Annotated in this window: 23 protein-coding genes and 1 riboswitch; of the genes, 14 read left to right on the forward strand and 9 right to left on the reverse strand. The window is 74.7% G+C overall.

Features of this window, described 5'->3' with window-relative positions; translation table 11 throughout:
* The first annotated feature begins 658 nt into the window (after positions 1–658).
* On the forward strand, positions 659–901 hold the full coding sequence (locus ACFO4E_RS19780; RefSeq protein ID WP_378576941.1) for a hypothetical protein: 243 nt from the start codon (positions 659–661) through the stop codon (positions 899–901).
* Between the two features lie 233 nt (positions 902–1,134).
* On the forward strand, positions 1,135–2,244 hold the full coding sequence (locus ACFO4E_RS19785) for a hypothetical protein (protein ID WP_378576943.1): 1,110 nt from the start codon (positions 1,135–1,137) through the stop codon (positions 2,242–2,244).
* A 110-nt stretch (positions 2,245–2,354) separates the two neighbouring features.
* Here ACFO4E_RS19785 and ACFO4E_RS19790 read toward each other — a convergent pair whose 3' ends face one another.
* Positions 2,355–3,137 (reverse strand): GAF and ANTAR domain-containing protein, encoded by a 783-nt coding sequence (locus ACFO4E_RS19790; RefSeq protein WP_378576945.1) that lies wholly within the window; start codon positions 3,135–3,137, stop codon positions 2,355–2,357.
* A 318-nt stretch (positions 3,138–3,455) separates the two neighbouring features.
* A riboswitch (SAM riboswitch) is annotated at positions 3,456–3,576 on the forward strand.
* A gap of 91 nt (positions 3,577–3,667) precedes the next feature.
* Between ACFO4E_RS19790 and ACFO4E_RS19795 the strand changes: the two genes are divergently transcribed.
* The 7 genes from ACFO4E_RS19795 (at position 3,668) to ACFO4E_RS19825 (ending at position 13,589) form a co-directional block, all read left to right on the forward strand.
* Positions 3,668–4,768: an ABC transporter substrate-binding protein gene (locus tag ACFO4E_RS19795; protein ID WP_378576947.1), complete on the forward strand. Its 1,101-nt coding sequence runs from the start codon at positions 3,668–3,670 to the stop codon at positions 4,766–4,768.
* The gene (locus ACFO4E_RS19800; RefSeq protein ID WP_378576948.1) at positions 4,765–5,907 is read left to right on the forward strand and encodes an ABC transporter ATP-binding protein; all 1,143 of its coding nucleotides are present in this window, start codon (positions 4,765–4,767) and stop codon (positions 5,905–5,907) included. Before ACFO4E_RS19795 ends, ACFO4E_RS19800 begins: the two co-directional genes overlap by 4 nt.
* Positions 5,907–6,806, forward strand: coding sequence for an ABC transporter permease (locus ACFO4E_RS19805; RefSeq protein ID WP_378576950.1), 900 nt, complete (start codon positions 5,907–5,909; stop codon positions 6,804–6,806). The genes ACFO4E_RS19800 and ACFO4E_RS19805 overlap by 1 nt, the downstream gene beginning before the upstream one ends.
* A complete protein-coding gene (locus tag ACFO4E_RS19810; RefSeq protein ID WP_378576952.1) occupies positions 6,799–7,668 on the forward strand; it encodes an ABC transporter permease in 870 nt (289 codons plus the stop codon). The genes ACFO4E_RS19805 and ACFO4E_RS19810 overlap by 8 nt, the downstream gene beginning before the upstream one ends.
* Complete coding sequence (locus ACFO4E_RS19815) at positions 7,665–9,794, forward strand: hydantoinase/oxoprolinase family protein (protein WP_378576954.1); 2,130 nt, start codon at positions 7,665–7,667, stop codon at positions 9,792–9,794. The genes ACFO4E_RS19810 and ACFO4E_RS19815 overlap by 4 nt, the downstream gene beginning before the upstream one ends.
* Positions 9,791–11,863: a hydantoinase B/oxoprolinase family protein gene (locus ACFO4E_RS19820; protein WP_378576955.1), complete on the forward strand. Its 2,073-nt coding sequence runs from the start codon at positions 9,791–9,793 to the stop codon at positions 11,861–11,863. The genes ACFO4E_RS19815 and ACFO4E_RS19820 overlap by 4 nt, the downstream gene beginning before the upstream one ends.
* 439 nt (positions 11,864–12,302) lie before the next feature.
* Positions 12,303–13,589 (forward strand): amidohydrolase, encoded by a 1,287-nt coding sequence (locus ACFO4E_RS19825; RefSeq protein ID WP_378576957.1) that lies wholly within the window; start codon positions 12,303–12,305, stop codon positions 13,587–13,589.
* Positions 13,590–13,707: 118 nt separating this feature from the next.
* Here ACFO4E_RS19825 and ACFO4E_RS19830 read toward each other — a convergent pair whose 3' ends face one another.
* Positions 13,708–14,049, reverse strand: a complete 342-nt coding sequence (locus tag ACFO4E_RS19830) for a VOC family protein (RefSeq protein WP_378576959.1) — start codon at positions 14,047–14,049, stop codon at positions 13,708–13,710.
* 187 nt (positions 14,050–14,236) lie between these two features.
* Between ACFO4E_RS19830 and ACFO4E_RS19835 the strand changes: the two genes are divergently transcribed.
* From ACFO4E_RS19835 to ACFO4E_RS19850, 4 genes are all read left to right on the forward strand, one after another.
* On the forward strand, positions 14,237–14,788 hold the full coding sequence (locus ACFO4E_RS19835) for a GNAT family N-acetyltransferase (protein WP_378576961.1): 552 nt from the start codon (positions 14,237–14,239) through the stop codon (positions 14,786–14,788).
* Positions 14,785–15,771: an amino acid ABC transporter permease gene (locus tag ACFO4E_RS19840; RefSeq protein WP_378576963.1), complete on the forward strand. Its 987-nt coding sequence runs from the start codon at positions 14,785–14,787 to the stop codon at positions 15,769–15,771. The genes ACFO4E_RS19835 and ACFO4E_RS19840 overlap by 4 nt, the downstream gene beginning before the upstream one ends.
* 23 nt (positions 15,772–15,794) lie before the next feature.
* A complete protein-coding gene (locus ACFO4E_RS19845; protein WP_378577082.1) occupies positions 15,795–16,547 on the forward strand; it encodes an amino acid ABC transporter ATP-binding protein in 753 nt (250 codons plus the stop codon).
* Positions 16,548–16,651: 104 nt separating this feature from the next.
* Positions 16,652–17,647, forward strand: coding sequence for a transporter substrate-binding domain-containing protein (locus ACFO4E_RS19850; RefSeq protein ID WP_378576965.1), 996 nt, complete (start codon positions 16,652–16,654; stop codon positions 17,645–17,647).
* A gap of 85 nt (positions 17,648–17,732) precedes the next feature.
* Here ACFO4E_RS19850 and ACFO4E_RS19855 read toward each other — a convergent pair whose 3' ends face one another.
* The 3 genes from ACFO4E_RS19855 to ACFO4E_RS19865 all read right to left on the reverse strand — a co-directional run bounded on the left by ACFO4E_RS19855 (position 17,733) and on the right by ACFO4E_RS19865 (position 19,691).
* On the reverse strand, positions 17,733–18,206 hold the full coding sequence (locus ACFO4E_RS19855; protein ID WP_378576966.1) for a hypothetical protein: 474 nt from the start codon (positions 18,204–18,206) through the stop codon (positions 17,733–17,735).
* 362 nt (positions 18,207–18,568) lie between these two features.
* Complete coding sequence (locus ACFO4E_RS19860) at positions 18,569–19,231, reverse strand: class I SAM-dependent methyltransferase (protein ID WP_378576968.1); 663 nt, start codon at positions 19,229–19,231, stop codon at positions 18,569–18,571.
* 73 nt (positions 19,232–19,304) lie between these two features.
* On the reverse strand, positions 19,305–19,691 hold the full coding sequence (locus ACFO4E_RS19865) for a hypothetical protein (protein ID WP_378576970.1): 387 nt from the start codon (positions 19,689–19,691) through the stop codon (positions 19,305–19,307).
* Positions 19,692–20,149: 458 nt separating this feature from the next.
* Here ACFO4E_RS19865 and ACFO4E_RS19870 point away from each other — a divergent pair, with 458 nt between their 5' ends.
* A complete protein-coding gene (locus tag ACFO4E_RS19870; RefSeq protein ID WP_378576971.1) occupies positions 20,150–20,446 on the forward strand; it encodes a hypothetical protein in 297 nt (98 codons plus the stop codon).
* Between the two features lie 56 nt (positions 20,447–20,502).
* On the opposite strand, the gene ACFO4E_RS19875 is transcribed toward ACFO4E_RS19870, so the two are convergent.
* The 4 genes from ACFO4E_RS19875 to ACFO4E_RS19890 form a co-directional block, all read right to left on the reverse strand.
* Complete coding sequence (locus tag ACFO4E_RS19875; protein WP_378576973.1) at positions 20,503–21,273, reverse strand: Mut7-C RNAse domain-containing protein; 771 nt, start codon at positions 21,271–21,273, stop codon at positions 20,503–20,505.
* Positions 21,274–21,537: 264 nt separating this feature from the next.
* Entirely contained in the window at positions 21,538–22,149 is a 612-nt protein-coding gene (locus ACFO4E_RS19880) for a TetR/AcrR family transcriptional regulator (RefSeq protein ID WP_378576975.1), read from the reverse strand.
* Positions 22,150–22,160: 11 nt separating this feature from the next.
* A complete protein-coding gene (locus ACFO4E_RS19885; RefSeq protein ID WP_378576976.1) occupies positions 22,161–23,150 on the reverse strand; it encodes an alpha/beta fold hydrolase in 990 nt (329 codons plus the stop codon).
* A 183-nt stretch (positions 23,151–23,333) separates the two neighbouring features.
* On the reverse strand, positions 23,334–24,383 hold the full coding sequence (locus ACFO4E_RS19890; RefSeq protein ID WP_378576977.1) for an LLM class flavin-dependent oxidoreductase: 1,050 nt from the start codon (positions 24,381–24,383) through the stop codon (positions 23,334–23,336).
* Positions 24,384–24,473: the final 90 nt, after the last annotated feature.

Consider the following 24,473-nt stretch of genomic DNA (forward strand, 5'->3'; position numbering starts at 1 on the left):
CGCGCGCCGCCGACCGCGGGACCGCGGCGCCGAGGCGCCCGCGGCGGCGGCCGCGGCCGCTCGGCCCGGGCTCCCGGGGCAGGAGCCCGTGCCGGCCCGTGGCGCGAAGAACCTCCAGAGCCGCGGCCCGGCCCCGGGCGCACGCGCCTTCGGGCAGAGCCGCGTGCGCGGACACGCGGCGCGCGCCCGCGCCGTGCCCCACGACGCATAGAACCGCCGGCACCGGCCGCCGCCTCTGGTCGCTGCGGGCCGGCCGGCGCGGGGGGTCCCGGCCGCTCGGCACGCGGCCGGCCGCGCGCGGACCGGCACCGTCGGCCGCCGCCCCCTTGGGACGCCACCCCCCAGGCGCGGCCCCGAGAGTCGCAGGTCGGTCCCCACTCGGCCGGGGCGGGCACCGACCACATGGTTCGCGGGCCCGGCCGCACGCAGTCGGCGGCGGCACGACCGCACGGTGGGGAGGACGTCGATAGGTCCCGGGCGGGGGCGCCCCACCGCCCGGCCGACGGCCCGCCCGCCTGCGGCAGCGCTCCGCGGGCGGGCCTCGGCGGACGCGTCGTCGAATACACCCGCGGCCCACGACGCGTTGCTCTATGCTGTCGAGTGATCACACATGGACACATATGCAGGTGGAACGCCTGCGTGGATTGGAGACCCCGCCATGCGGCCCATCGCCACCGCCCTCGCCGCGATCGCCGCCGCCGGGATGTGCGCCGGAGCGGGCCCGGCGTCCGCCGCCGAGCGCGACGTTGCGGCGAACCCGGCCCCCGACGCGGGCTGCATCGACCGCTCCGTGATGCCGGCCAGCAAGATCAGCCTGATGTCCCGGCCCATCATCGGCACCGCTAAGGGGACGCTCACCGCGCTCCCCGCGTGCGACGGCCCCGCGCCGTCGGCGGGCTGATCCGCGCCGGGCTCCGGCGGGCGCTTCCGGCCGGAACCGCCCGCGGGGCCGGCCGGACATCCTCGCCGCGACGGCACGGCCACGGACCTGCGCGGATGGGGCGGGCAGACCGCGGAACCCCCACGGAATAAGGGTTTCGGCGAAAATTCGGGCGATCTACGCTGAACTTCTCCATCACCTCAGGCGTCACACACATGTCATGTTGTGATCACCGAATGATGGGGAGTGTGTCAATGGCGGATGCCAAGCCGCTGATGAAGCGGGCCGGTGTCGGCTCGGCGGTCGCGGTCGCCGTTCTGGGGCTCTCCTCCGGGCCCGCATCGGCCGCCGAGGAGTGGCGCGAGGTGTACGGCGCACAGGGGGAGGACGTCATGTTCACCTCCGTCGCCGCCGGGGACTCCGAGAACGTGTGGGCCCTGGGCGCCCAGTACCCCGACGACAGCGACACGCCGCGCACCTACATCCAGCGCTACGACGGCCAGGAGTGGGCCCAGGAGGACCTTCCCGCCGACTGGACGCTGAAGCCCGAGGTCGCCGGTGCCTCCGGGCCGGACAACGCCTGGGCGGTCGGCCCCACGGTGGACGGCGTCAGCGCCATCCACTTCGACGGGACGGACTGGACGCCCTACGAGATGGACGCCGGGCTGACCCCCAACGACCTCGACGTCCTCGCCGAGGACGAGGCGTGGCTGATCGCCGAGGACGCCGTCGGCGACACCCGCGCGGTCCGCTTCGACGGCGAGATCTGGCGTGACTGGACGTCTCCGCCCGCCGGCGCCAACCAGGCGATCGACGGCGCGGACGGCGACACCGTGGTCGCGGTGGGCTCGACCTCCGACGCCCAGCCGCTCGCCGCGCTCTACAACGGCACGGAGTGGACCGACCTGGAGGTCCCCGAGGTCGAACTGCCCTCGGAGATCGCCAGCGCGACGTTCAACGACGTTCTGGTGCGCGCCGGTGACGACATCACGGCCGTGGGCTACGTCCACGACCTCAACGATGACGACATCAACGAGTACTGGCCGCTGACGGCGCACTACGACGGCGAGAGCTGGGACGTCACCGTCGACCAGGACCGCAACGCGAGCCTGGAGGCGATCGAGGACGACGGCTCGGGCGGCATGTGGATCCAGGAGGAGTCCTGGGACCCGACCTTCGTGCACCACGACTCCGCCGGGACGGTCACCCGCGACACGCCTGAGATCGAGAACTACGACCTCAGCGTCCGCGACCTCGCCCTCGTGCCCGGCACGCAGGCGGTCGTGTCCGTCGGCTCGTCCTACGACGAGGGCGACCCCGATGTGCCGACCGGCTACGGGGTGGTTCTCGCCTCGGGCCTGTAGGCCGGCACCCGCGTCCCCTCCCGCCGGCAGGGCGGGCGGGGGCGGCGGGCGCGGAGGGGTCCCGGCCGTTCCCTCGGCCGGGACCCCTCCGCGCTGCGGGGCCGGGTCGTTCAGGCGGGCTCGGCGGAGTCCGCCGGGGCCGGTCCCGCGAGCGGGTCCCCGGTCTCGGCGTCGCCCGGCGGCGCCGGGGCCGGCACGGCGCCGGCGCCGGTCACGCGCAGGGCGACGTCGCGCAGCTTGGTGTTGGTCTGCATGGAGGCCCGCTTGAGGACGTCGAACGCCTCGGCGTCGCTGAGCCGGTGGCGCTCCATCAGGATGCCGACCGCCGCCCCGATGTCGTGCCGGGTCGCCAGGCCCGCGCGGACGGCGGCCTCGCGCTCGGCGGAGGCGATGGCGACGGCGGCGTGCGAGGCGAACACCCACCCCCTCTCCTGGGCGGCGGCGTCAAAGGCGGCGGTCCGCGTGGCGTACATGTTCAGCGAACCCAGCGACCCGTCGTGGGTGAACAGCTCGAACCCCATCATCGAGCCGATCCCCAGGGCCAGCGCCGGCGCCCGGTAGGCGGGCCACCGGTCCTCCCGTGCCATGTCGTCGACGCGGACGGCGCGCTCCCCGCGCGCGGCGGCCAGGCAGGGGCCCTCGTCACAGTCGAACTGGGCCCGGTCGGCGGCACGGGCGAGCTCCCCGGTGGCCGCGGCGGTACACAACGCGCGGCCGGGCCGGTCGGCCATGAGGATCCCGGCCTCCTCGCATCCGTCGAGCGTGTGCACGGCCAGCCGGACGATCGCGTCCAGGACGTCGCGGACGGAGTCCTCGGAGAGCAGGTCGCGCGCCATCTCGGCGAAGACGCGGGGGTGGTCGCGCGCCGGCGTCTCGTTCGCGGGATCGTGCACGGCCTCGGCTCCTCGGCTGCCCTCGCCCGCGGGTGGGGCGAACCTGGCGCCCCGACTACCCACGACCCCGCCCGGTACTCGCGGCCGGGCGGCCGCCTCCGCGGGGCCGTCCTGGCGCGCCGCGATGCGCGCGGGTCGCCCCTGTGACACCCTGCGGTCGAATGATCTCCGCAGTTCGGACCCTGTACCCCGGTGCCGGAGCGGCGCTGCGGGGGACGGGGGAGGCGGGCGGGCGCCGGCCGAACCAGGGCGGAGTGTGCGACAGGGCACCCGACCTCCAAGAGTGGAAATGTCGGGATTCTCTGTTATGTTGATCTTCGTCACGAGTTCCAGCGACAAGCCCCGGCTGGCTGGACGGCAACCCTCCTCCGCGGCGGGGTGCCCCGGGTGAGGACATGGCCGTGGCCGGTGCCGAAGGCATCGGCGGCAAGCGCGGAGCCCCGCCACCGGCAGCGGGCCCCGACCCCCGGCGCAGGGCGCTTGCCGCCGCTGCCCCCGGCCGCCGAGAAGTACAGGCGAAGGGACGCCCGATGCAATCCACGACTCGACGCAGGGTCGCACTCACCTCCGGCGCGGCGACGTCCGCGCTGCTCCTGCTGGCCACGACCGCCTGTGGCGGCGTGGACACCTCCGGCGGCGGCGGGGGCGGCGACGAGATCACCGTCACCGCGTTCGCCGGCGAGTGGGGCAGCCTGTTCGAGGAGTCCTTCGTCGCACCGTTCGAGGAGGAGACCGGCATCACGGTGAACGTGGTCACCGGTGCCGACGCCGACTGGCTCACCCGGCTGCGCGCCGCCAAGGGGGAGAACCCGCCCTTCGACGTCGTGGCGCTCACCTCGGAGACCTTCCACCAGGCGGTCAACAACGACGTTCTCGAACCGCTGGACACCACCCGCCTGGAGCACTGGTCCCAGCTCGACCCCGTTCTGGTGGAGCAGTCCACCGTCGAGGGCTCCGCCTACGGGGCGCCGCTGACCACGGGGTCGCTGGGGCTGCTGTACCGCACGGACGAGATCGACGAGGCCCCGCAGGACTGGACCGACATCTTCAACGAGGAGTACTGCGGCCACATCGCGCTCCCGCCGCTGACCTACAACGCCGGCCTCCAGTTCTTCTCCGCCCTCGTCGCGCAGAACGGCGGCACGCTCTCGGAGCCCGACGCCGTCGACCGCGCCTTCGAGGACCTGGAGAAGCTGAAGGACTGCGTCTCGGCCTACCCGGCCGACGCCGGGACCGTGGCCACCACGATCCAGAACGGCGACGCCTGGATCGTGCCGTTCTGGGACGGGCGCGCCTTCGCGATGGAGGCCGAGGGGCAGCCGATCGGGTTCAGCTACCCGACCTCCGGCGCGGTGGGCGCCCTGACCTCCTACTACATCCCGGCCGGCAGTGAGAACACCGACGCCGCCTACCGGTTCCTCAACTACCTGACCTCCGCCCAGCACCAGAAGCCGTTCGCGCAGGGCACCTTCTACGGCGGGGGCAACGACTCCATCGAGTACGACCCCGAGTTCACCGCGAAGGTGGAGTACGGGCCCGAGGTCTACGAGGGCTTCACCTGGGTCGACTACGACGCGGCCACCCCCAACCTCAACGAATGGCAGCAGCGGTGGAACGAGATCTTCCAGTGAGCGGTCCCGGTGACGGGCCGGCCGGGGCCGATGGCGAGCACGTCGTCGTCGAGCGGCTGACCGCGGGCTACGACGGCACCGGCGTCCTCGACGTCGACCGGCTGGCCATCCGCCGCGGCGAGTTCCTGTCGATCCTGGGCCCCAGCGGGTGCGGCAAGACGACCCTGCTCAACTCCCTCGCCGGGTTCGTGCTGCCCACCGGCGGCCGCATCACCATCGACGGGGCCGACCTCACCGACGTCCCCCCGCACCGGCGCGGCCTGGGCATGGTCTTCCAGAGCTATGCGCTGTTCCCGCACATGACGGTCGCCGAGAACGTGGCCTACGGGCTGCGGGTGCGCCGGGTGGAGCGCGCCGAGCGCATCGAGCGGGTCACCGAGGCGCTGCGCCTGGTCGGTCTGGAGGACTACGCCCGGCGCCGCCCCCGGCAGCTGTCCGGCGGCCAGCAGCAGCGGGTCGCCGTGGCCCGTGCGCTGGCCACCCGCCCCGCGGTGCTGCTGCTCGACGAGCCGCTGTCCAACCTCGACGCCAAGCTGCGCCGCGAGATGCGGGTCGAGCTGCGCGAACTCCAGCAGCGGCTGGGGATCACGATGGTGTTCGTGACCCACGACCAGGAGGAGGCGATGTCGTTGTCGGACCGCATCGCCGTTCTCAACGGCGGGCGGATCGAGCAGCTGGGCACCCCGCAGGAGGTCTACGCGACACCGGTGAGCCGGTTCGTGGCGGAGTTCGTGGGCGCGGCCAACGTGATCGAGGGCGTCGCCGACGGCGACGGCGACCTGGTCTCCGGCGAGGCGCGGGTGCGCACCGGCCTGGCCGGGCTCGCGCCGGGCCGGGAGACCGTGGTGGCGCTGCGGCCGGAGAAGGTCGCGGTCGGCACCCGCGAGGCGGCCGCACCCGGCGGCGCGGGGCGGGGGTCCGCCGACGGCGTGCTCGTCTACCGCGCCTTCCTGGGCGACGCCTGGCAGGCGGAGATCGAGGTGGCCGAGGGCGTGTCCCTGGGGGCCCGCACCGCCGCCGAACCGCCGCCCCCGGGCACGCGGGTGACCGCCCACTGGTCGCCCGCCGACGTGATCCGCTTCGCCGGTCCGGAGGACGCCGACGCGGGCGCCGGAACGGCCGGGCGCGGGACCCGGTGATGGCGATCGGCCCCGCCCCCTCCCCCTCCGCGGCGCCGACCCGGCGCCCGCCCCGCACCGGAATGGGCTACGTGCTGCCCGCGGTGGTGTTCCTGGCGGCGTTCTTCCTGGTGCCGCTGGTCCGGGTGCTCTCGCTGAGCCTGCACCCGGTCGACGCGGCCGGCAACCCGCTGCCCGAGTACTCCCTCGTGCAGTACCAGCGGGTGTTCACCGAGGCGTTCTTCTCCGACGCCCTGGTCCGCAGCCTGCTCACCGCGCTGCTGGTCACGGTGGTGTGCGTCGTCCTGGGCTACCCCGCGGCCTACGCGCTGGCGCGGGCGCGGCCGGGGGTGCTGCGCACGCTGATGTTCGTGATCGTGCTGTCCCCCCTGCTCACCAGCGTGGTCGTGCGCAGCTACGGCTGGGTGGTGCTGCTGTCGGCCAACGGCGTCGTCAACCGGTTCCTGACCTCGACGGGGCTGCTGGAACGGCCCGCCCCGCTGCTGACCAGCTACGCGGCGGTCGCCATCTCGGTCACCCACGTCCTGCTGCCGTTCGCGATCATCCCGCTGACCACGGCGCTGGGCGGGATCGACCCCGACCTGCGGCGCGCCTCGCACAGCCTGGGAGCAGGGGCGGTGCGCACGTTCGGGCGGGTCACCCTGCCGCTGAGCGTGCCGGGGATCGCGACCGCCGCGATGATCGTGTTCCCGCTGGCCATGGGCATCTACATCACGCCGCTGCTGGTGGGCGGCGCCAACCAGCCGCTCGCGGGGCTGCGCGTCTACAGCCAGATCACCAGCGTCTACGACTACCCGGTGGCGGCGGCGCTGAGCCTGACGCTGCTCGTCCTGACCCTGGTGTGCGTCACGGCGATGGGCGCCGGGTTCCGGTTCTGGGAGAGGAAGCTGCATGGCTGAGATCGCCGGGGCCCGCGCGGCCGGTGGCGGCCCGGCACGGCCCGCGTCCCCCGTCGCACGGCGCCGCGGCCCCCTGGCGCGCGGCGCCGTCCGGACCGCGGTCGCCCTGCCCGCGGTGCTGGTGTTCGTGTTCCTGGCGGCGCCGCTGGTGGTCCTGGCCATCAGCTCGCTCAACCCCGCCGCGTCGCTGGCGTTCCCGCCCGAGGGCGTGTCGCTGCGCTGGTACGCCGAGGTCTTGGGCTCGCCCGACTGGGGGGTGTCCTTCCGGCTGAGCGGGCTGCTGGTGGCGATGGTGGTGGCCACGACCGTGGTCCTGGGCACCCTCGCGGCCTACGGCCTGGCGCGCGGGACCTTCCCGGGGCGCGGGCTCATCGCCGGGCTGGCGCTGGCCCCGCTGATGGTCCCGGAGATCATCATCGCGCTCGGGCTGCTCTACTACTTCCAGGGGCTGGGCCTGCTCAACACCATCCCGGGGCTGTGGCTGGCGCACTCGGTGGTCGCGCTGCCCTTCGCCGTGCGCACCATCCTGGTCAGCGCCCGCCAGCTCGACCCCGCCCTGGAGCGGGCGGCGGCGACCCTCGGGGCGGGGCGCGCCCGCGTCTTCTGGACGGTGACGCTGCCGCTGCTGCGGCCGGGGATCCTTGCGGGCGCCGTCTTCGCGGCCGTCACGTCGCTGGGCGAGGTCGCGGTCTCCGTCCTGGTGTCGGGGGCCAACACCGTGACCGTTCCGGTGCGCATCTTCTCGGCGGTGCAGTTCGAACTCGACCCCTCGGTCGCCGCGGTGTCCACGCTGCTGATGCTCACGAGCGTCGTCGTGATGGTCCTGGTCGACCGCTTCACCAAGCTCTCGGAGGCACTGTGACCGCCGGCGAAGGCACGACGACCCCCGCACCCGGGGCGCCGGGAGCCGGCGCCGCGGCGGGCGGGGCGCGGGTGGGCATCGACGTCGGCGGGACGTTCACCGACTTCGTGCTCGCGCTGCCCGGGGGCGGGACGGCCCACCACAAGGAGCCCAGCACCCCCGCCGACCCCGCGCTGGCGGTGGCCCGCGGGCTGGCCGCGGTCGTGGCCGCCGCGGGGTTGCGCCCCGGCGACCTGACGGGGATCACCCACGGCACCACCATCGGCCTCAACGCGATCATCCAGCGGCGCGGTGCGCGCATCGCCCTGGCCGTGACCGAGGGCTACCGCGACATCCTGGAGATCGGCCGCAGCCGGATGCCGTCCTCCTTCGACCTGCACGCCGCCAAGGAGGAGCCGCTCGTCCCCCGCGACCGGATCGTGGAGATCCCGGCGCGGCTGGGGCCCGAAGGCGCCGCCCTGCGGTCGCCCTCCGACGCCGAACTCGCCCGCGCCGCCGAGGAGCTGGCCGCGACCGGGGCCGACGCCGTGGCGGCGGTCGTGCTGCACGGGCACACCGACCCCGGGTTCGAGGCCGATGTCGCCGCGCGGCTGGGCGCGCTGCTGCCCGGAATGCCGGTGGTGTCGTCGGCCGCGGTGTGGCCGGAGGTCCGCGAGTACGAGCGGACCCTGGTGGCCTGCCTCAACGCCTACATCCAGCCGCTGATGAGCCGCTACTTCGACCGGTTGGAGCGGCTGCTCGCCGAGCTGGGCGTGCGCGCCCCCGTGCACATCACCGCCTCCAACGGGGGGTCCCTCAGCCTGGCGTCGGCGCGTGCGCGCCCGATCGAGACCGTGCTGTCCGGGCCGGCCGCCGGCGTGACCGCGGCGGCCCGCCTGGGCGCGGCCGCCGGGGTGGACCGGATCGTCACCTTCGACATGGGCGGCACCAGCAGCGACATCGCGGTGACCGTCGACGGGGAGCCGGAGTTCGCCGTCCACACCACGATCGGCGGGCTGCCGCTGATCCTGCCGGTCGTCGCGGTGAGCGCGATCGGGGCGGGCGGCGGCTCGGTGGTGCGCGTCGACGCCCACGGGGTGCTCAAGGTCGGCCCCGAGAGCGCGGGCGCCGACCCCGGCCCCGTGGCCTACGGGCGCGGCGGCGAGCGGCCGACGGTCACCGACTGCTACCTGGCCACCGGTGTCATCGACCCCGGGGCGTTCCTGGGCGGCCGGATGCGGCTGGACGCCGCCGCGGCGCTGGGCGCGCTGGAGCCGGTCGCGGCCGGGATCGGGGCCGGGCGGGGGCGGGAGGCCGCCGAGCGGGCGGCCGACGGCGCGCTGCGGATCGCGACCGCGGGCATGGCGGTCGAGCTCCAGAAGACGCTGGCCCAGCGGGGGCTGGACCCCGGCGACTTCACCCTCGTCCCGTTCGGCGGCGCCGGCCCCACCCACGCCGCCGTGCTGGCCGAGGAGGTCGGCATCGGCGACATCCTGGTCCCGGCGTCGGCGGCCACGCTGTGCGCCCTCGGCGCGGCAGCCGCCGACCTGCGCCGCGACTTCGCGCGCAGCCTGCGCCGGCCGCTGGACGACACCGTGGCGGCCCGCGTCCGCGAGGTCCTGGCCGGGCTGGCCGCCGAGGCCCGCGCATGGCTGGCCGAGCAGGACGGGGCGCCCGCCGCCGACCCGGTGATCTCGCTGTCGGCGGACCTGAGCTATGTCGGCCAGGCGTTCGAGCTGCGGGTGCCCCTGGGGACCGGCGGGGACGCGGCCCTCCTGGACGCGGCCGCCCTGGCCGGGGCGCTGCACGCCGAGCACGAACGGCTCTACGGCTTCCGCGACACCGGGGCACCGGTGCGGGTGGGCACCGTGCGCCTGGCCATCACCGCCCCGCGGCCCGGTGTCACGGCCGGGGCCGCCGCGCGCGGAACGGGAGCGCCGCGGCCCCGCGGCCGGCGCCCCGTGCTGGTGCGCGGCGAGCGGGTGGAGGCGCAGGTGTACGACCGCGCGGCGCTGCTCGCGGGCCAGGCGCTGGACGGCCCGGCCGTCGTCGAGCAGGACGACACCACCGTACTCATCCCGCCCGGCTGGTCGGCCGCCGTCGACGACGCCGGGAACCTGCGACTGCGCGCGAGGACGAGCGAATGAGACTTCCCCCGGTCACGCTGGAGATCATCGGCAACAAGCTCGCGGCCCTCACCGAGGAGATGTGCCTGACGCTTCAGCGCACCAGCCGCTCGCTGTACGTGAAGGAGACAGCGGACTTCTGCTGCGCCCTGGCCGGGCCGGACGGCGCGTTCTCCGCCTACCCGCGCGGGATCGGGGTGTCGGGGTTCGTCGGCCTGAACTGCCGTACGGCGGTGGAGCAGGCGGGCCCGCTGGAGCCCGGCGACGTCGTGATCACCAACGACCCCTACCGGTCGGGCGGGCTGGCCACCCACCTCACCGACATCCAGCTCATCGAGCCCTACTTCCACGAGGGCGAGATCGTCGGCTACGGGTGGGCGTTCATCCACTGCTCCGACATCGGCGGGCGGGTCCCCAGCAGCCTGTCGCCCACCAACGACGAGATCTTCCAGGAGGGGTTGCAGATCCCGCCGGTGCGGCTGGTGCGGGCGGGCGAGCGCGTCCCCGAGGTCGCCGCGCTGATGGCCGCCAACAGCCGCACGCCCGATGCCAACGAGGGCGACCTGCGGGCGATGCTGGCCGCGCTGCGCACCGGGCGCGAGCGGCTGGCCGGGATGATCCGCGCGCACGGCGCCGCCGACGTGCGGGCCGCGCAGTCGGACCTGGTGGCCTACAGCGCCGACCGGGCCGCCGCCGTCCTGTCGGGGCTGCGCGAGGGCACCTACCGGTTCACCGACTTCCTCGACGACGACGCGGTCTCCCCGGTCCCGGTGCGGATCAGCGTGGCCGTCACCCTCAGCGGGGGCGGGCTGCACCTGGACTTCACCGGGACCGACCCGCAGGTCGCCGCGGCGTTCAACATCGCCAGCCACGGCCGCGCCCACGCCTGGATCACCACCCGGGTGCTCGCGCTGATCTGCACCCTGGACCCGCAGATCCCGCTCAACGCCGGGATCATCGCGCCCATCAGCGTGACCGCGCCGGAGGGCTCGGTGGTCAACGCGGTGCGCCCGGCGGCGGTGGGCATCCGCCACGCCACGGCCTCGCGCGTGAACGACGCGCTCGGCGGGGCGCTGGGGCTGGCCGCGCCGGAGACCATGCCGGCGGCGAGCAGCGGGCTGGTGGTGCCCGTAGTGATCGCCGAGCAGCACGGCGGCGGGCAGAACGTGCAGGTCCTGGAGCCCATGGTGGGCGGGACCGGGGCGCGGTACGGCGCCGACGGGGTGGACGGGCGCGACAGCGGGATCTCCAACCTGTCCAACAACCCGGTGGAGACGGTGGAGACCGAAATCGGGGCGCGCATCCTGCGCTACGGGCTGCGCACCGACTCCGGCGGAGCCGGCCGGTGGCGCGGCGGCAGCGGCCTGGAGCTGGTGTTCCAGGTGACCGGCGAGGACTCCCGGCTGCTGGCCCGCGGGCTGGAGCGCCTGCGGTTCCGGCCCTGGGGCGTCTCCGGGGGCGGGCCGGGGGCCCCGGCGGAGCTCGTCGTCAACGAGGGCACCCCGCGGGAGCGGCGGGTCGGCAAGATCGATGTGCTGCCGCTGGGGCGCGACGACGTGGTGACCCTGCGGACATCGGGCGCGGGCGGCTACGGCCCCGCGTTCGAGCGTCCGGCGGAGGAGGTCCTGCGCGACGTCAACCGCGGCGTCGTCTCCGCCGCCGCGGCGCGGCGCGACTACGGCGTGGTGATCTCGGGGACGGGCCGGCACGCGGTGGTCGACGCCGGTGCGACGGCCGCCCTGCGCGGCGGCCCCGCACCTGAGGCGCCCGAGGGCGGCGGCTTCGGCCCCGAGCGGGCCCGGTGGATCGGGCTGTGCGACGAGGCCACCGCCGACCGGCTGGCCGCGGCCCTCTTCCGGCTGCCGGCCCCGCGGCGCCACGCCCGCCGGGTGGCCGTCCTGACGGGCGCGCTGGCCCTCCTTCCCGACGGGTTCCCCTCCGCGCCGGCCTCCGCCGCGCAGATGCGGGCGGCCCGGGACACCCTGCTGGAGGCCGTCGCGGCAGTGGAGGCGGACGCCGCCGCGATCGCCGCACCCGCCGGACCGCACGGCTCGGACGGCGCATCCGGCACCGGTACGACGGGGCACTAGGGGTGCCGTCCGGTGGCCGCCGGAAGGGCGCGGGGCGCCCGCCTCGTTCCGCACCGGAACCGCCCTACCGCCCGGGCGGTAGGGGTACCGTCCGGGTGAGCGGGAAGACAGGGGGCGGAGACGCCCGCCCGTCGGCCGGAATCGGCCTGAGCCCTGGTCAGCGGCCCCGGCTCGGGGCCGGCGATCCGGGGCCGGATCGGCATCCCGCGCGGGGCCGTTTCGGCGGCCCTATCGCGCCCCGGCGTACGGCCGACGGCGACCGCGCGGGCTGCCGCGGCCGTTGGGGGCCGACAGGGCACCGGCACCGTGAGGGGCGCTCCGGCGCAGGTCGGCCGGAAGGCGCCGGGGGAGGCGATGGACGCGTCTTCCCCGCACGTGCCCCGAGCGCATGAGTGAGGACCCGCCAACGGGGCGGACGGACGGGAAGGGAGCAGCGCGGATGCGCGACGGGAGGCGCGAGCCGACCGCGGTGGGGGACGTCATGGCGCTCTACGGCGCCGGCGGCCCGGATCCGGCCGGGCTCGCCCGGCTCTACCGCGACCTGCACGCCCACCCCGAGCCGGCGTTCGGCGAGGTGCGGACGGCGGGGATCGCGGCCGACCTGCTGCGCGCCGCGGGATTCGAGACGGTGACCGGGATCGGCGGCACGGGCGTGGCCGGGGTGCTGCGCAACGGGCCGGGGCCCACGGTGCTGCTGCGCGCCGACATGGACGCGCTCCGGCTGCGCGAGCGCACGGGGCTGCCCTACGCGAGCGAGGCCGACGCCCCCGACCCCGACGGAGGGCGCTCGCCGCTCATGCACGCCTGCGGGCACGACATGCACGTGGCCTGCCTGGCGGGGGCGGCCGGGCTCCTGGCCGCCGGGCGGCGGCACTGGCGGGGCAGCGTGCTGGCGGTCTTCCAGCCGGCGGAGGAGATCGGGGCCGGCGCGCGGGCGATGCTCGACGACGGCCTCTACGACCGCTTCGGGGTGCCCGACGTCGTGCTGGCCCAGCACGTCTTCCCGCTGGAGGCCGGGCGGCTGGTGCTGCGCCCCGGGCTGGTCCTGGGCGCCACGGAGACGACCGAGGTCACGCTGCCGGGACGCGGCGCGCACGGCTCCCAGCCGGAGCGCGCGATCGACCCGGTGCTGATGGCGGCCTCGGCGGTCGTGCGCCTCCAGGGGGTGGTGGCCCGCGAGGTGGCCCCCGACGAGCAGGCGGTGCTCACCGTGTCGCGGCTGCGTGCCGGGCTGGCGGAGAACGTCATCCCCGACCACGCGTCCCTGACCCTGAACGCGCGCGCGTTCGACGACGCGGTGCTGCGCCGGGTGGTCGCGGCGGCGCGCCGGATCATCGACGCCGAGGCCGCCGCCTCGGGCGCGCCGCGCCCGCCGGCCTACCGCACCCTCAGCACGTTCCCCTCCACCACGAACGACCCCGACGCCGCGGATGCTTTGGCGGCCGCCTTCACCGCGCGGTTCGGCGCCGACCGGGTCGGCCCCATGGACCGCCTGATCGGCAGCGAGGACGTGGGCCACTTCGCCACCGCCGCCGGAGCCCCGCTGGTGTTCTGGGGGCTGGGCGCAACCGCCCCGGGTCCGCACCCGGCACCCGAGGGCGAGGGCGAACCGGCGGGCAACCACTCCCCCTTCTTCGCCCCGGCCATCGAACCCACCCTCTCCACCGGCGTCGAAGCCCTCACCACCGCCGCCCTATCCCGCCTCTCCCCCGCCGACCCCGCCTGACACCGGGCCACGGCCCGACCGACCGGCCCGGCCTCCTGGGGCGCTCCGCGGGCCGGGGGAGAGGGGATCGCCTCCGCCGGAGCGGCGGACGCCGTTCCGGCGCGCGGGCGGGTCAGGGTCAGGTGAAGGGGCCGGTGAAGACGACGCGGTTGCCGTCGGGGTCGGTGACGAGCAGGATGCGTGACGAGGTCGCGTCCTGGGCGCCGTCGTTGTCGATGCCGGCCCGTTCGAGGTCGGCGACGCGCACGTCGAGATCGGGTTCGTCGAGCACCATGCAGGACTGCCCGGCGCGGCCGGGCTCCGCCCACACCTGGACGCCGAACGTATCGGCGAGGTGCCATTCGACGAGCCCGGCCATGGGGTGCGCGTCGAAGCCGCGGCCGAACAGCCGGGTGTACCACGCGACCGCCCGTTCGAGGTCGGAGACGGTCATCTGCGCGAGCAGGCGTCGGATCGCCATGTCGGCCCCCTTCGGTCTCCAGGAACGGTAGCTCTGGAAGGGGACGGAATCGCCGGCGGCGCGCGGCCGTGTGCGGGGTTCGGAAGCCGCCTCAGTGAGGACCGGAAGATAACTATACTAAAAAGGTAGGTTTAGTATATTATGCTGCCGCCCGCCTCTCCGCCCCCCACTTGTGATGAGGTCACCGTTGGCAGCACCACCGGACACCGTCGATGAGCGGACGGACACGGAATTCCGCGCCGTGGCCCTGTCCGACCCCCTCGCCCTACCGCTGCTGGACGGTCTCCGGCGCGAGTACGACTCACGCTACGGCGACTCCTCGGCCGAGATGGCCCGCGCCACCGGCGCCGACTTCGCCCCGCCCGACGGCGCCCTGATCCTGCTGCTGGCCGGCGGCTCCCCCATCGCGGGCGGCGCCTTCCGGCGCCATGACACCGAGACGGCCGAGGTCAAGCGCATGTGGACGCACCAGGCCCACCGCAGGCGAGGGCTGGGCCGCCGGGTACTCGCCGAGCTGGAGCGCCGCGCATCCGATGCCGGCTACACGCGCATCCACCTCACCACCGGTCCGCGCCAGCCCGAGGCGCGCGCGCTCTACCTGGCGGCCGGATTCACCCCGCGGTTCGACGTGCGCGCCGACCCGCTCACCATCGGGCCGCTCCCCTTCGCCAAGGAGCTGCCATCCGCCGCGGCGGCCGAGAGCGCCCCGCCCGGTCCCCGACCGGGGGCCGGACGGTGAGCGCCGCGACGACCGTGTCCCCGACATCGCCGCCTCTCCACGAGCACGACCTGTCCCACCTGCGCATCCGGCCCGCACTGCACCCCTGGCGCTGGGCGGCCGGCGCCGTCGTCGCGGTCCTGGTCGCCATGTTCGCCCACATGCTCGTCTTCAACCCGGCATGGGACTGGCCCACGGTCGCCGAGTACCTGTTCGCCGAATCGATCCTCAGCGCGCTCTGGCTCACCGTCCAGCTCACCTTCTACGGCACCGTCGTGGGCTTCGGCCTCGGGGTGGTGCTGGCACTGATGCGGCTGTCGTCCAGCCCACTGCTGGTCGCGGTGAGCTGGACCTACACCTGGGCGTTCCGGTCCATCCCGCTGATCGTCCAGCTCCTCTTCTGGTACAACCTGGCGATCCTCTACGACGAGATCTCCTTCGGCATCCCCTTCGGACCCGCGTTCGCCTCCGTGGACACGATGGACCTCGTCAGTCCGCTCGCCGCCGCGGTGATCGGGCTCGGCCTGCACCAGGCCGCCTACTCCGCCGAGATCGTGCGGTCCGGGGTCCTGTCGGTGGACCAGGGCCAGCGCGAGGCGGCCGCCGCGCTGGGCCTCCCCTGGGGCCGCCAGGTGCGCCGGATCATCCTGCCGCAGGCGATGCGCACCATCATGCCCACTGCGGGAAACGAGGTCATCGGCCTGTTCAAGGGCACATCGGTGGTGTACGTGATGGCACTGGGCGAGCTGTTCTACCGCGTCCAAGTGATCTACAACCGCACGGGCGACGTCATCCCGATGCTCATGGTCGCCACCGTCTGGTACATCGTGCTGACCACGGTCCTCTCCGCCGGCCAGTTCTACGTGGAGCGGTACTACGCCAAGGGCGCGCTGCGCACCCTCCCGCCCACGCCGCTGCAACGGCTGCGCGCGGCCGCCGCCGGGGCCGGTGCGCGGCTGGGCGGCCGGACCCGCACGGCCGGCGCCGGGGCGGTGCGGCGGTGAGCGCCCGCGGAGCCGCCCGGCCGATGGTGCGCGTGCGCGGCGTGCACAAGTCCTACGGGGCGCTGAAGGTCCTCGACGGCGTCGACCTGACGGTGAACGAAGGGGAGGTCACCGCGGTCCTCGGCCCTTCGGGATCGGGCAAGAGCACGCTGCTGCGCTGCGTCAACCACCTGGAGCGCGCCGACCGCGGCCTGGTGAGCGTCGACGGCGAGCTGATCGGCTACCGGCACGGCCGCCGTGGCCTGCGCGAGCTCACCGAGCGCCGCATCCTGCGCCAGCGCAGCACCATCGGCTTCGTGTTCCAGACGTTCAACCTCTTCCCCAACCTCACCGTGCTGGAGAACATCACCGAGGCGCCGATCGCCACCCAGCGGCGCCCGGCGGCGGAGGCCCGCGCGCACGCGGCCGAGCTGCTGGAGCGCGTCGGGCTGACCGACAAGGCCGGCGAGTACCCGCGGCGCCTGTCCGGGGGCCAGCAGCAGCGGGTCGCCATCGCCCGCGCGCTCGCGCTGCGCCCCAAGGTGCTGCTGTTCGACGAGCCCACCAGCGCCCTGGACCCCGAGCTCGTCGGCGAGGTGCTGGACGTGATCGGCGACCTCGCGCGCAGCGGCACCACGATGGTCATCGTCACCCACGAGATCGGCTTCGCGCGGGAGGTCGCCGACACCGTGGTGTTCATGAGCGAGGGGCGCATCGTCGAGTCGGGCACGCCGAGCCGCGTCCTGGACACCCCCTCCCACGAGCGCACGGCCGCCTTCCTGGCCAAGGTCCTGTGAGAGCCCCTCCCCGCACACACCCGCCCGCGTACGCCTCCCCCCGGACCGCCGCCCCCGCCACCGTCCCCGAGCCCCGGCACCCCCTTGACGAAGGAGACCCCCCGATGCCACCGACACCGACACCGACCGCCGCGAACCGCGGTGCCTTCGCCCCCCTTGCCACCGCGGCGGCCCTGCTGCTCGCCCTCACCGCCTGCGGCTCGCCCGGAGAGGAGGGCGGCGACACGGAGGCCGACGCCTCCGGCGCCGCCTTCAACACCTCCCCCGAGCAGGACCGCATCCGCGCCGAGCCCGTTCCCGAGATCGCCGGCCTGGTACCCGGCGAGATCCGCGACAGCGGCCGGCTCACGGTCGGCTTCTCCACCGGCGGCGCCCCGCCGCTCAACTTCTACGCCGACGACGACGAGACCCTGATCGGCCACGAGACCGACATAGCCCAGATCGTCGCCGACAAGCTCGACCTGGAGCTGGACCCCCGCCCGACCTCCTGGGACAACCTCTTCCTCGGGGTCGAGAGCGGGCAGACCGACGTCGCGATCTCCAACGTCACCGTGACCGAGGAGCGCAAGGACCTCTACGACTTCGCCACCTACCGGATCGACACCGTCTCGTTCGAGGTCACCGAAGGCTCCGAGATCGAGGAGATCAGCGAGCCCGCCGACGTCGCGGGGCTGCGGATCGGCGTGGACGCGGGCACCAACCAGGAGGACATCCTGCTCCGGTGGGACGAGGAGAACCAGGAGGCGGGCCTGGAGGCGACCGAGATCCTCTACTACGAGAGCGCGGCCGACTACTACCTCGCGCTGCGGTCGGGCCGGCTGGACGCCTGGCTCGGCCCCACCCCCAGCGTCAACTACCACGTGGAGACCGCGGGCGAGTCCACCGCGGTCGGCACCATCTCGGGCGGCGGCGACATCCGCGCCGACATCGCAGCGATGACCAGGAAGGACAACGGCCTGGTGGAGGCGCTGGGGGCGGCCGTCGACAGCGCGATCGAGACGGGCGAGTACCAAGAGGTCCTGGACCGGTGGGCGCTGGGCAACGAGGCCGTGGAGTCCTCCGAGATCAACCCGCAGGGGCTGCCGCGCGAGGAGGAGTAGCGGCGCTACCGCCGCTCCCGCGGATCCGTGCCCGCCGGAGCCCGGCTCGGCTTCGGCGGCGCGGACGCGCGCTCCGGCTCGCGGGTCAGCCGCAGTTGTCCCATCCCGGCCGCCCGCCGGAGACCGGCCGCAGGGTCGTGGGGTGCACGATCGTCCCCTCGTAGGAGACGCAGGCGCCGCGGGCGGCGACGTTCACCGCCGCGTAGTGCGAGAACCGTTCCCCCTCTTCGCGAGTGGGGCCGCCCTGGACGCGCAGGACCGCCTCGGTGTAGCCGGACACCCCGTGGGTCGCCCCGCCCTTCAGCGTGACCACGCAGTTCTCCCCGCGGCCGCCGTGCCAGAGCAGGTAGACGGTCCCGTAGTACTCGGCGCCGTAGGTGAGCCGGGTGCTGTGCAGGGTGGTGTAGGACCCGCTGGCCCACGTGCAGCCCTCGCCGGACCGGACGGCCTCGTCCAGGGTGTGGGCGGCCGCGGGCGGTGCGGCCGCCAGCACGCCGGCCGCGGCGATGACCAGGGCGGCGGTGGCACGTCGGATGTTGTGGCGCAGTCGGGTGGCCATGGCGGCCCCTTCCGGTGGGGGATGGTGTGGCGGGGCGGGCGGCGCCCTCGGGGCGCGGAGGCCCGTCCGCCTCCGGCTCGTCGGCCGCCGTCTCCTCCCCACGGCCCATCATCGCGACCGGCATCCGTGCGGTGTTGTCGACGCGCGCCCGATTCCTTGCCATCGCGTGTTCCGGGTGCGGTGCCGCCGCCCGTGCGGGGATCTCCGATCCCTCGCGCACGGTGAACCGGGCGCCTCCGCCTGCCGTGCGGACCCGCCCCGGCGCGGGGGCGGGCGCTGGTGGCCGGTGGCCGCCGGTGGTCGGCCGCGCCGGCCGCCCGGGGTCGTGCGCCCGAGCGGTCACCCGGACGGGCGGGGTGCTCTCAGGCCCGGTCGCCCGCGGCGGGGGCGTCGTAGACGAGTGTGTACCGCCAGAACAGGCGCCGCCGGATCCGGGCGCCGGGCAGTTCCCGTGCTGCCGCGGCCCTGATCTCGGCCAGGGACTCCCGCGGATCGGCGGTGGGCGCGGTCATGTTCACGGGCGGGGCGTCGGCGCGGGCCGGGTGCTTGACCAGGCCCATGACCGGGTTGGCCACCATGGCCGGCAGCGCGGCGAGCAGGTCCGCGGGGCCGCTCTCGCGGAAGCATCCGACGACCACGAGGCGCCCGCCCGGGGTGAGGCAGTCGCGCAGCTCGCGCAGGGTGGGCACCAGCGGGAGGTGGTGCAGGACGGCGACGAGGGTGATGGCGTCCCAGCGCCGCCGCGGATCGCGTCCGGCGAATCCGGTGGTGTGGACGGCGACGGCGGGGTCGTCGGCGAAGCGGGCGGCGGCGGCGCCGGCGGTCGCGGGATCGGGTTCGAGCCCGGTGACGGTCTCCGTGCGGCGGCGGAGCAGGGCGGCGAGGTTGCCGGTGCCGCACCCGACGTCGAGGACGTGGCGGGCTCCGGACTCGGCCACCCTGGCGGCGGCCCAGGGTCCGTAGTGGTCATTGTGACTCCACGGGTGCCGCCGGTTGAAGCGGTCGAGGTGACTCGGAAGCGCCATGGCGGCATGCTAGCCACCCCGGCGGGGTGTCCCGCCCGGGGTGGTTCCCGCTTCTTGGGGCGCCCGCGGCCGTCTACCCCCGCGTGGCCGCGGTGCCGTCCCCCGCCTGCCGGTCGAGGTGCACGGTGACGGTCACCCGGCCTTTGTCGTCGCGTCGGGAGACGGCGTGGCCGGTGCGGTGGCTGCCGCTCAATTCCAGCGAGATCGGACCGCCGTCGCCGGAGAAGTTGCGCCACCATGCCTTGGCGTCGGGCATCCGGACGCCGATCGTGACGGTGTCGCCCCTCTGCCGGAAGGCCACGGGCGTGCTGAAGGTCTTTCCCGACCTCCGGCCCGTGTAGGTCACGATGGTGAGGCGGCGGCGGATCGCCGGCCCCCACCGCGGGGACGACCGCCATGCCAGGACACAGGAGTTGAATCCCGTGACCGCTCGCTCCGCCAGCTCTCCGCCGCGCCGCATAGGTCCTCCTCGACGACATCGTGTCCGGTCATGACCGGCCGGGGAAGGCCCGGCACCGGTCCGCGCCGCCAACCGTAGCCGCGTCATCGGAGCCTTCCTTCCGGTCCGGACCGAAGTGAGAAGAACGGGCGCCGACGTCTCCCGTATCCGGTCCCGACGGGCGCACTTCCGGCGCGGAATCCGGCCGCCCCCGTCCCGGCGCGCCGTCCGTGGAACGCGGGGGACGCAGCCGGGTCCGAGGCGAGAAGGGCGTCCGTTGGCGTGGGGCCCCCGCGCCGTCGCGGCCGGACGAACCCGGCGGACCTGTGGGGTCACAGCACTCTTGGTGTGACAAGATGACGCATATGCCCGCATCATCCCCCTGGGGGGTTCCCCCGGACGCCCCCCACCCCCGTCCTCGAACGGGCGTCGCACCGAACCGGCCGCCGCAGCGCGGAGGAGGGTCGACTGCGGACAGGGTGGTCACGATCGTCCTCATCTGCCTCGCGCCGGTGCTGTGCGTTGGGGCGAGCGCTTGGGGCGCGTTCTCGATCATGGCGACCTCCGCGTGTGCGGGCGAGTGCGGTGGCGCCGTCAACGTCGCCATCGGACTGATGGTCTTCTCGCCGTGGGTGGTCTGGCTGATCTCCGGTATCTGGGCGATCGTGCGCCTGGTCATGAAGAAGACCGCGTTCTGGGTAATGGTCCTCGGCCTGGTGGTGGCGGCGGTGATCTACGTGGCGGCGAACATCATGCTGTTCACGGGCGTGAACTGAGCGCCCGCAGGCATTGAGGTCTCGCCGCAGGGCGATGTCGAAGCGGGCCGCACGGATCAGCGGCGGTCCGCCGCACGCGGCCGGGCCGCCGGGTCGGTCGGTGCCGCGGCCGAGGCGATCTCCCGCGCCTCGGCGACGATGCCGGCCAGCCGCTCGTGATGGGCGCCCGGCCAGTACAGGCGCCCGCAACTCCGGCAGATCTTGAAGGTGTCGTACCTCGCCCGGGTGCCCGGTTCGAGCCGGTCGGCGATCGCGTCCTTGCCCACCGCGACGACGGGTCCGTTGCACGCGGTGCACCGTGTCCAGGGGGCCAGCGGCGGGGCGAAGCGCTCGATGACGTCGCGTATCTGGTCGTCCGGGCGGGATCCCCGCACGTACGCGCCGGCCCTCAGGGACCTGCGGTGCAGCAGCCCGCGGTCCTGGGTCAGCAGCACCCGCCGGTCCGCGTTGGCCTCGGCGACCAGCGCGTCGTCGTCGCGGTCGTTGTGGTACGCGGTGTCCACGCCCAGCAGCCGCAGCCGGCGGGCCAGCGTCCCCAGGTGCACGTCGAGGAGGAACCGCAGCGGGGTATAGGGGACCTGCTGGGGCCGCTCGACCGCGGACACCTCCACGGCCTCCCCTGGATGCGGCCGGTACGCCGGTCCGACCGTCCGGCCGCCGACGTCGAGGCGGCCGACCTCCGGCAGCGGAACGCCGGCCGACTCGACGAGGTGCCCGAGCGTGGACGTCCCGTCATGGGCGACCGCCACCTCGGCGCGCCTGCGCCGGGCCGGTAGGAGGAAGCGCAGCTCGGCGGCGAATCGCAGGCGCACGTCGACCCGGTCCATCCCCTCAGGATGCCACCGCCCCGCCCCCGGCCCGCGGTGCACCGCCGCACCCGGGGGTAGGCGACGGCGCCGTCGCGCCTGACCGTGCGCCCCGGTCATCCTCGTCCGCCCGAGAGCGCTCTCACACAGCCGCCCGCTCGGGACCCGCCCGAGTCGCCGCCGTCCGCTCCGCGGGTGCTCTCCCGGCGGCGGCCGACGCGGCACCCGCCGGTACCTCAGGTCGCGGCGCCGGGTGCGGCGCCGGGTGCGGACCGGTGGCCGCGCTCAGTCGCGGGCGGTCCGGCGGACCAGGTCGATGACGGCGTCCGCTGCCGCGTGGAGGTCGTAGCCGTCGTCCCGCATCGACTCGGCCACCACGGCGTCGATCGCGCCGTTGACCATGATGGCCTGGGTGCGCGCGTCGGCCGACCCGCGGAACTCGCCGGCGGCCTGTGCGCGTTCGATGAGCGACGCGAGGAACCCCCACCGCGAGGACGACGCCGGAGAGTCCTCGATCCCGGTCGCGCCGGGTGCTCCCAGCGCCTCGGTGATGACGCGGACGTGGTCGGGGTGCTCGGCCATGTAGCCGACCACCGCCGCGGCGTAGGCCTCGACCGCGGCGCCGGGGGTGGCCGCGGCCGCGACGCGCGGTGCGACGTACTCGCCGAGCCGGTGCACGACCGACCGGTAGGCCGCCTCGATCACCGCGTTCTTGGACGAGAAGTGGTAGAGGACGGCGGCCTTGGAGATCGAGGCGGCGTCGGCGATGCGGGACAGGGAGGTCGCGGCGTAGCCGTGCTCGGCGACGAGCGCGATGGTCAGGCCGATCAGCTGCTCGCGGCGGGCGCGCTCGGTGATGCTGGGCCGTCTGGCCGGGGCATCGCGAGGTCCGGGCAAGGCGCGTCCTCTCACTCCACGGAATCGAGAAAGGCGGTGAGGTCGGCGGCGATCTCGTCGGGGTACTCGCCGTTGATCGCGTGCGACGCATCGGGGTAGAGCTCGACCGACGACCCCTCCGGCAGCACGCGCCGCGCGGTCGCGACCGACACCTGGGGGTCGTGCATGACGGACTCACCCGCGATGAACACGAGCGCCGGCGGTTCCAGTTCGCGGAGCCGCTGTTCGGGGACCCGGGCGGGCTGGGGAAGCCGCATGGCGTAGGTGTTCATGCCCGCCTCGATCATATCGGCCACGGGCACGTCCTCGACGGGCGCTCCCCCGGCCGTCCAGGAGTTGAAGCCGTCGCGCCAGCTCCGCGGCAGCCAGCGGATCGAGGCGGGGATCGACCGGACGATGGCTTCGAGCGGCATGTCGTCGAACACGAACACCGGGTCGACCAGGGTCACGCTGGCCAGCTTCTCGGGCTCGCGCGTCGCGAGGTTCGCGGCGGTCCATCCGCCGATGGACAGCCCCAGCAGGTGCACCCGGTCCTCGGGGAGGGCCCGGAGGGTCTCGTTCAGCCACGCGGCCTGGTCGGCGTCGGTCTGGATCGGGCGGTCCTGCACGCTCATGCCGGGCTCGCCGAGCAGGTCGATCGTGTAGACGTCGCGCGCCTGGAGCAGTGTGGGCAGGTTGTCGGCCCACACGGGCGACGCGGAGGCGCGCCCCGGGAGCAGGACCAGGGGGGCTCCGTCCGCGGGGCCGTCGAACCGGTAGACCCGCACGATGCCGTAGCCGGTGCGGACATCGAGCGTCTCGTCGGGTTCGGGCAGGTCGGCCATCGCCCGGTCGTAGGACTCGGCGAACGCGTCCTTGGCCTGCGCGGAGGTGAAGTGCCCGACCGGCGCCGCGTCGCGGCCGGCGAGGCCGGCCACGACGAGGACGGCGGCCACCGCGCCGAGGACCGTCAGAACGCGGCGGCGACGGCGCCCGCGCGCGGGGGTGTTCGAAGGGGACATGCGGCTCCTTACCGGTCGGTTATTAATCTAACCGATCGGTAAGTCATCGGCAAAACCGGGCCGGGCCAGGTCGGGGACGCCGTTGCGGCGCGGCGGCGGCAGGACGGGCCCGGGCCCCGGATCCGGGCGCCCCGGCCGGGTTCCGGCCGGGGCGCCGCGCACCGCTCCCGACCGCCGCGGCCGTCAGGCGAACGCCGGCATGATCCGGTCGTGGATGAGGCGCAGCTGGGTGTCGACGTCGGCGGCATCGGCGAGGTCGCGGCCGGTGAAGGCCCTGACGAGCGTGCGGTCGGTGATCGCGCAGATGACGTGGTTGACGCCGGTGGGGGCGATCTCCCGCTGGATCTTCTCCAGGCACTCCTCGGGGGTACCCGCGATCGAGAGGCGCTCGGCGACGTCCGGGCCGGTCAGCTCGATCCCGCGGGCCAGATCGCCGGCGGCGATGGCGTCGATCACCGGCGTGAGCTCGTCGGGGTCCACGCCGTTGCGGCGCAGCTGCTCCGCGGGCATCGACGAGGCGTAGATACCGACCATGCTGCGCGCCGCCTCCTTGGCGGCCGCGGAGTCGGGCCCGGTCGCGAACACGACCCACGCCCCGATGTCGAGCGTCCGCCAGTCCCGGCCGGCGCGCTCCGCACCGGCCCGGATGTGGTGCACCGCGTAGTCGTAGGCCCCGCGGCTGTAGCTCAGCGCGTGGTGGCAGCCGTCGGACAGCTCACCCGCCGCTTCGAAGGACTTCGGCCCGCGCATCGCCCCGAGCTTGACCGGCACCCGCCCCTGGACGGGGCGGGCGAAGGTGAACAGCCCGTTGTAGGTGAAGAACTCGCCGTCGTAGGAGATGGCGCCCTCGTCCAGCAGGGTGCGCACCACGTGCAGCGCCTCCTTGACCCGGGACAGCGGACGTATGCGGGCCGAGTCGATCCCGTACTGCGCCAGCAGCCCGAAGTTCCCGCTGGACAGCACGCCCTCGGCACGTCCACCGGACAGTTCGTCGAGCGTGGCGAGCGCCTGGGCGATCAGGGTCGGCTCCCGCAGGGTCACCGGGGAGACGCTGGGGCCCAGGCGGATCCGGCTCGTCCGCGCGGCGGCCGCGGCGAAGAGGAGCCACAGGTCCTTGTGCCAGGTCTCGTCGGCGGCGTAGCACGCGTGGAAGCCCAGCTCGTCGGCGAGCCGGATGGAGTCCAGCGACTCCGTGACGGGATGGTCGGGGAGCATGGCGTAGCTGAATTTCACGGGCCCACCCCTCCAGAGGGGACAGCGGTACCGGATGTGACTGCTCGCGCCTCCCCCGATAATGCGGACGGCACCCCCGGCTGTCCAGCC

Source organism: Nocardiopsis mangrovi (genome assembly GCF_042653925.1).
GTDB classification, from domain to species: domain Bacteria; phylum Actinomycetota; class Actinomycetes; order Streptosporangiales; family Streptosporangiaceae; genus Nocardiopsis_B; species Nocardiopsis_B mangrovi.

Bases quoted from the DNA above. Each gene is read 5' to 3' on its own strand.
- ACFO4E_RS19830 (WP_378576959.1), bottom strand. From the start codon at position 14,049: ATGGCGATCCGACGCCTGCTCGCGCAGATGACCGTCTCCGACCTCGAA.
- ACFO4E_RS19845 (WP_378577082.1), top strand. From the start codon at position 15,795: ATGGTGCGCGTGCGCGGCGTGCACAAGTCCTACGGGGCGCTGAAGGTC.
- ACFO4E_RS19785 (WP_378576943.1), top strand. From the start codon at position 1,135: ATGGCGGATGCCAAGCCGCTGATGAAGCGGGCCGGTGTCGGCTCGGCG.
- ACFO4E_RS19885 (WP_378576976.1), bottom strand. From the start codon at position 23,150: ATGTCCCCTTCGAACACCCCCGCGCGCGGGCGCCGTCGCCGCCGCGTT.
- ACFO4E_RS19820 (WP_378576955.1), top strand. From the start codon at position 9,791: ATGAGACTTCCCCCGGTCACGCTGGAGATCATCGGCAACAAGCTCGCG.
- ACFO4E_RS19805 (WP_378576950.1), top strand. From the start codon at position 5,907: ATGGCGATCGGCCCCGCCCCCTCCCCCTCCGCGGCGCCGACCCGGCGC.
- ACFO4E_RS19850 (WP_378576965.1), top strand. From the start codon at position 16,652: ATGCCACCGACACCGACACCGACCGCCGCGAACCGCGGTGCCTTCGCC.
- ACFO4E_RS19855 (WP_378576966.1), bottom strand. From the start codon at position 18,206: ATGGCCACCCGACTGCGCCACAACATCCGACGTGCCACCGCCGCCCTG.
- ACFO4E_RS19810 (WP_378576952.1), top strand. From the start codon at position 6,799: ATGGCTGAGATCGCCGGGGCCCGCGCGGCCGGTGGCGGCCCGGCACGG.
- ACFO4E_RS19780 (WP_378576941.1), top strand. From the start codon at position 659: ATGCGGCCCATCGCCACCGCCCTCGCCGCGATCGCCGCCGCCGGGATG.
- ACFO4E_RS19865 (WP_378576970.1), bottom strand. From the start codon at position 19,691: ATGCGGCGCGGCGGAGAGCTGGCGGAGCGAGCGGTCACGGGATTCAAC.
- ACFO4E_RS19875 (WP_378576973.1), bottom strand. From the start codon at position 21,273: ATGGACCGGGTCGACGTGCGCCTGCGATTCGCCGCCGAGCTGCGCTTC.
- ACFO4E_RS19825 (WP_378576957.1), top strand. From the start codon at position 12,303: ATGCGCGACGGGAGGCGCGAGCCGACCGCGGTGGGGGACGTCATGGCG.
- ACFO4E_RS19795 (WP_378576947.1), top strand. From the start codon at position 3,668: ATGCAATCCACGACTCGACGCAGGGTCGCACTCACCTCCGGCGCGGCG.
- ACFO4E_RS19860 (WP_378576968.1), bottom strand. From the start codon at position 19,231: ATGGCGCTTCCGAGTCACCTCGACCGCTTCAACCGGCGGCACCCGTGG.